The sequence below is a fragment of the Nitrosomonas supralitoralis genome (assembly GCF_003011925.2).
Taxonomy (GTDB): Bacteria; Pseudomonadota; Gammaproteobacteria; order Burkholderiales; family Nitrosomonadaceae; genus Nitrosomonas; species Nitrosomonas supralitoralis.
In genome coordinates this window covers 1-1713 of the sequence record NZ_PXXU01000139.1, presented here as the reverse complement: position 1 = coordinate 1713, position 1713 = coordinate 1, and the positions used below count along the sequence as shown (strand labels likewise).

The window sequence follows — 1713 nt, the reverse complement described above, 5'->3', positions numbered from 1 at the left end:
GCTGTGAAAGTTAACGGGACAGTAGTGACACAATATACGATATTGTAAGGGACGCAGCGTGCAATCGCATGTACCAATTTTATGACCACATTTGGTGGGATTGGTTTGTGCCCTTGAGAACACTATCAAGTCGACAACTTGCTCTTGATGTTCTGGCGGAGAAGCTTCAGATAGGAATAATAATGAACTTCAAGCGAATGGCGGGGGCGCGTTATAAATTGCTTTGTCCAATACATGCCTTCACACGAGGCTTGTTTACGCCAATCAGAGGGCAGCTGAATTTTGCCGCTTAACAATTGTCCGACTAGCTGAGATTGTGTTTCTGCGAGTGTCCAGAGACATCCCTGAGGTTGTATTAATCCGATGAAAAACAAGCTGGGATGATCGGGGTGAAAGATGCGTAAGTAGAGCGAAATATGTGCGGCATCTTCCCAGTCAATAAAATTTGCTTCAAAGAAAGGAAAACTGATTTTGTAACCGGTTGCGGCAATAATGACATCGTATTCCTGCGATGAGCCATTGTTAAAATGCACGGTTTGTCCCGAGATAGCTTGAATGCCTGGGCGAGGGCGTATTTTGCCATGCCGAATTTTATTGAAGATTTCCGAATTGATGGTGGGGTGTGCTTGCGTAGGTGAAAAATCAGGTTCGGGTAATCCATAGTCACGATAATGCCCGATCTGGATACGCAGGGAAATTTTTTGCAGCCAGTTTTGTATGCTTTGAGGCAGCCACTGCAACGAAGCCGCAAAAGTATCAGTGGGTTTGCCCATAATGAGCTTGGGAATAATATACTGTGGTGAGCGTAAGCTCATGTCGACGCAAGCGACATCACGGCTTGCTTCAACCGCGCAATCACAGCCCGAGTTTCCGGCACCGACCACGAGTACCCGTTGATTTTCTATGCCTTGATTGGTTTTGTAGTTATGTGCATGCAGATATTTTCCGGAAAAATTATCTTTCCAGTCAGGGTGACGCGGAATCTCAAGATGCCCATTGGCAATGACTAAATAATCATATTCCGATAGCGTGCCATCACTCAGAGACAAACGCCACCGTTCATTTTCTATTTTCTCGACATGCTGAACAGTAACATTGAACCGAATATATTCTTCCAGTTGAAAATGCCGAGTATATGCCTGAAAATAGGCCAGTATCTGCTGGTGGCTGGGATAATCCGGATAGTCGTCCGGCATTGGAAAATCACTGAATTGTGACATGGACTTGCTGGAAATAGTATGCGTTGTCCTGCAGATGCTGCTATGGCTTGATGTTGCTGTATATACCCAGTTACCACCGATCTGGTCGCTTTTTTCATAGCAGACGATATCTTTCAAGCCTGCTTCAACCAGATACTTGATTGCGACAAGGCCGGAACAACCAGCGCCAATTATTGCAATGCGCATTTTTTTAACTGTGTAAGTTTAACGTTATCGAGAATGGATCATTTTATCGTATTTATTGAGGTACTAATAAACTGACATAAGGACGTAGTGCAGTACAACAGCACCACAGGGAACGTGGCAATCAGTTAACACTATGGTTTATATCAGCAACCGAATAAATATTGTGCTTGGTGGTATTGCTATCACCCGTATACACTAATTCACTTCACTACTGTCCCGTTAACTTTCACAGCAAGTCCATCTGGCAATGGTTAGCATTTTTATCTATGAGTGGATCCCCACGCAATAAAGCCATGAGGTCACGTTC

Annotated in this window: 1 protein-coding gene; it reads right to left on the bottom strand. The window is 44.2% G+C overall.

Features of this window, described 5'->3' with window-relative positions; all coding sequences use genetic code 11:
• Positions 1 to 125: 125 nt before the first annotated feature.
• Positions 126 to 1406 carry a flavin-containing monooxygenase gene (locus tag C7H79_RS17000; protein WP_106708407.1) on the bottom strand — a complete coding sequence of 427 codons (1281 nt, stop codon included), beginning with the start codon at positions 1404 to 1406 and terminating at the stop codon, positions 126 to 128.
• Positions 1407 to 1713 lie beyond the last annotated feature (307 nt).

Excerpts from the sequence above, each read along its gene's own strand:
- C7H79_RS17000 (WP_106708407.1), bottom strand. The coding sequence starts at position 1,406 with ATGCGCATTGCAATAATTGGCGCTGGTTGTTCCGGCCTTGTCGCAATC.